At 72.1% G+C, this 3,661-nt stretch carries 3 protein-coding genes; all 3 read left to right on the top strand.

Translation table 11 applies throughout. The features are described from left to right. Window positions 1-151 precede the first annotated feature (151 nt). Window positions 152-1,240, top strand: coding sequence for an acyltransferase family protein (locus ACFE8Y_RS21205; protein ID WP_375466341.1), 1,089 nt, complete (start codon window positions 152-154; stop codon window positions 1,238-1,240). A gap of 238 nt (window positions 1,241-1,478) precedes the next feature. After that, window positions 1,479-2,345, top strand: coding sequence for a class I SAM-dependent methyltransferase (locus tag ACFE8Y_RS21200; protein WP_375466340.1), 867 nt, complete (start codon window positions 1,479-1,481; stop codon window positions 2,343-2,345). 546 nt (window positions 2,346-2,891) lie between these two features. Then, window positions 2,892-3,661, top strand: a protein-coding gene (locus tag ACFE8Y_RS21195) for an IS5 family transposase (protein ID WP_375466339.1) whose coding sequence is annotated in 2 segments (ribosomal slippage) — window positions 2,892-3,235 and window positions 3,234-3,661 — 772 coding nt annotated over the 2 segments. Because the reading frame shifts where the segments join, the coding sequence is not laid out codon by codon here. This gene is flagged as partial in the annotation.

The following is a 3,661-nucleotide window of genomic DNA, read 5'->3' as shown; positions in this document are numbered from 1 at the left end:
ATAATCGCCAAATATTTACCCTCCCACACAGTCCCAGCCATCTCCGAAGCGGCTGCGGATAGGCAGCGCGAAAAAACTCGGGTCCCATGCCCGCCCCGGCAGGAGCCCCGCCATCCCAACCCGCGACCACACCCCCAAAATCCCGGCCACGATGCCCTACCTGCCGCAGCTCGACGGGGTGCGGGCGCTCGCGATCCTGATCGTCTACGTGGCCCATTGCGGGTTGAGCCGCGTCGTGCCCGGGGGCTTCGGCGTCACGGTGTTCTTCTTCCTGTCGGGATACCTCATCACCACCCTCCTGCGGATCGAGCGCGCGGCGACCGGCGGCGTGGCGCTGCGGGCGTTCTACCTGCGGCGCGCGTTGCGCATCCTGCCGCCGATGTACCTGACGCTGGCGCTGTCGGGCCTGCTCTACGGGCTCGGGCTGCTGGATTGGATGGAGGTCGACGCCGCGGCGGTGCTCGGGCAGGCGACGTTCCTGACGAACTATCCGGGGCTGTTCGGCACCGAGCGGGTGCTGCCGGTGCCGCTGTGGAGTCTCGCCATCGAGGAGCACTTCTACCTCGTCTTCCCCGTGGCCTTCGCCCTCTGGCTCGGGCGCCGCTCCCCGGCCCGCGCGGCGCTCGCGTGCCTAGCCGTCTGCGCCGTGGTGCTCGGCATCCGCGGCCTCAACGCGTGGCGGCTTGCCGATGATAGCCTCAACTATTCGTGGACCCACACGCGGCTGGACGCGATCCTGTTCGGCTGCTGCCTCGGCCTGTGGAACAACCCGGTCGTGCCGGGCGACCGCGCGTGGCGGCCCAAAGCTTGGCACGTGGCGGCCTCAGGCCTCGTGATCCTCGAGACGCTCGCCGTGCGCGATCCGGTGTTCCGCGAGACCCTGCGCTACACCCTCCAGAGCGCGGCCCTGTTCGTGCCGTTCGCGGCCCTCCTGCACGGGCGCGGCCGGCTCGTCCGGTGGCTCGGCGCACCGCCGCTGCGCCGGCTCGGGCTCTGGTCCTACGCCTTCTACCTCGCGCACCCGACGGTGATCGCGCTGATCCAGCACCTCCGGCCGGAGGCGGGGCCCGCCTTCCTGATCGCCGCGGGCCTGCCGCCGACGCTGGGGTTCTGCGCGGCGATGCACGCGCTCGTGGAGCGGCCCTGCGCGCGGCTGCGGCGGCGGTGGCTCGACGCGCCGGAGCGGCCGCCCGAGCCGCGCGTGGCCGAGGGCGGGCGGGTCGCAGGGCGGGCTGCGTGAGGGCGGGCTTCGCGCCGTCCCTTCCCAGGCCGACGCCGGGCGTGGTGACGGCCTCGACGTCATGTCCGACAGGAATGAGAAGTGCGGGTTCCTCAGGTGGTTTGGCGTGTCCGCCCTGAGTTGGTCCGGCCGGTCTCAAGCGTCACGCGGTCCCCGGGTTTGCCGCAGACGCCCGCCCCGCCCGGGTGCATGATGCGGCGCGCGGCGCGGATCGTCGCCGCGCGGAGGGAGCAGGGCGATGGTTCAGGCCGCGATGACCCAGGCCGAGTACTGGAACGGCGAGGTCGGCCAGCGCTGGGCCCGCAGCCAAGCGGTGCTCGACGCGGTGTTCGCGCCGCTCACCGAGGCGCTGTTCTCCGGCGCGGCCCTGCCGCCGGGCGCCGCGATCCTCGACGTCGGCTGCGGCGCGGGCGCGACCGCGCTGATCGCCGCGCGCGCCGCCGGCGCGGGGGGCCGGGTGCTCGCCGCCGACCTCTCGGCGCCGCTGCTGAGCGTGGCCCGCGGGCGCCCCGTGCGGGCGGGCGACGCGCCGGTCGCCTGGATCGAGGCGGATGCCGAGACCCACGCGTTCGGCGCGGACGCCTTCGACCATGCCATCTCCCGCTTCGGGGTGATGTTCTTTTCCGATTCGCACGCAGCCTTCGCCAACATCCGCCGGGCGCTGAAGCCCGGCGGGCGCCTCACTTTCCTGTGCTGGCGGGCGATGGCGGACAATCCCTGGGTCACCGTGCCCCGCGCCGCGGTGCTGCCGCTCGTGCCCGACGCGAGCCCGCCCGACCCCGACGGGCCGGGCCCGTTCCGCTTCGCCGACCCCGAGGGACTGGCCCGGCTGCTTGAGGCGGCGGGCTTCGACGCCGTCGCCTGCGAGCCTGTGGCGCGCGACCTCGTGCTCGGGCGGGCGCAGGACGGCGCGGCCCGCACGGCTGCGGAGGCGGCGGCCGCGGTCGTGGTGGGCCTGGGCCCGGTCTCCCGGCTGCTGCGCGACCGCGAGCCGCCCGTGCGGCAGGCGGCCCTGGAGGCGGTGACGGAGGCCCTGGTGCCGCACGCGCGGGACGGCGCCGTGCGGCTCGGCGCGGGGTGCTGGCTGGTCTCGGCAGCGGGGTGACCGGTCCGCGCTGGCGGCGGCTGGACCGGGGGCTGCAACGCGAGCCCACCCGGAGCGTCGCGCGCCGCAGTTCCGGCAACACGGCGGGGCGGATCGGCTGAGTAGGCCTCGGCCGGCCCATCGGACGAAGCCGGCTGTGCGAGCGCGCCGCCGGGTTCGTCCAGATGCGGACCCTGGTGATCTGAATCCGATGGTTAGTATCTGCGCCTGAAGGCTGCTTTCGACCGAGGCCGTGTGAGAACGCAGAAGCGTTGGAAGGCTCTTCCATCGAACGCCCTAAGCTGCGCCAAGACAGGCACCCGGAATGCGTCAGAACGGCGATCCGGCAGGCGTTCATGTCAGCCGCGTAGAGGATCGTTCTACGATTTCACAGGGTGCTTCCGTTTTCACACAGCGTGCACCCATAGCCGACATACGATAGTTTCTATGTCGCTCGTGTTGCGGACCGCCTTAGAACCTATCTCGGTAGAGGTTGATGGCTGGTGCGCTATTTTTTCGGGATGAGCGATCTTCGCAAGCGCCGCCCGAGCAAGCCGTCGGTCCTGGATGACGTATCGTCTGCCCGACAATCTGTGGGCGCGGATGCAGCCTCTGCTGCCGCCGCGTCCACCCCATCCTTTGGGGTGCCACAACCCGCGGACGCCCGACCGCAAGGCGATGGACGCGATCCTGTTCGTGCTGCGCACCGGGTGCCAGTGGAACGCCCTGACCGCCACCGGGATCTGCACGTCGTCCTCAGCCCGTCGCCGGTTCCAGGCGTGGACGCAGGCCGGGGTGTTCGAGGCGTTCTGGCGGGAGGGCCTGCTGGTCTACGATGATCTGGTCGGGATCGACTGGGCGTGGCTGTCCCTGGACGGCGCCATGGGCAAGGCGCCCCTGGGTGGGGGGAAAAACCGGCCCCAACCCGCCCGACCGCGGCAAGGGCGGGGTCAAGCGCTCGGTGCTCGCTGACGGGCGCGGCGTGCCGATCAGCCTCGTCATCGCGGGCGCCAACGTCAACGACCACCTCCTGATGCGCGAGACCCTCGACAGCGTACCCGTCGCCCGGCCCAGGCCGACCAAACGGACGCCTCAACACCTGTGTCTCGACAAGGGCTACGACGCCGCCGCGCCGCGCACCCTGGCCGAGGAGCGCGGCTTCACCCTGCACCTGCGCCGCCGAGGCGAGGAGGTCCAGGCCAAACGTCACCGCAGCGCCAAGGCACGGCGCTGGGTCGTCGAGCGCGCCCACGCTTGGCTCAACCGCTTCCGTGGCGTCCTCATCCGCTGGCCCAAGAAGCCCCAGAACTACCGAGCCCTCGTCCACTTCGCCTGCG

It is taken from the genome of uncultured Methylobacterium sp. (genome assembly GCF_964242245.1).
Lineage (GTDB): Bacteria > Pseudomonadota > Alphaproteobacteria > Rhizobiales > Beijerinckiaceae > Methylobacterium.
This window is presented reverse-complemented; position numbering and strand designations above follow the sequence as displayed.

Coding starts and splice junctions, on each gene's coding strand:
- ACFE8Y_RS21205 (WP_375466341.1), top strand. CDS start 152: ATGCCCTACCTGCCGCAGCTCGACGGGGTGCGGGCGCTCGCGATCCTG.
- ACFE8Y_RS21200 (WP_375466340.1), top strand. CDS start 1,479: ATGGTTCAGGCCGCGATGACCCAGGCCGAGTACTGGAACGGCGAGGTC.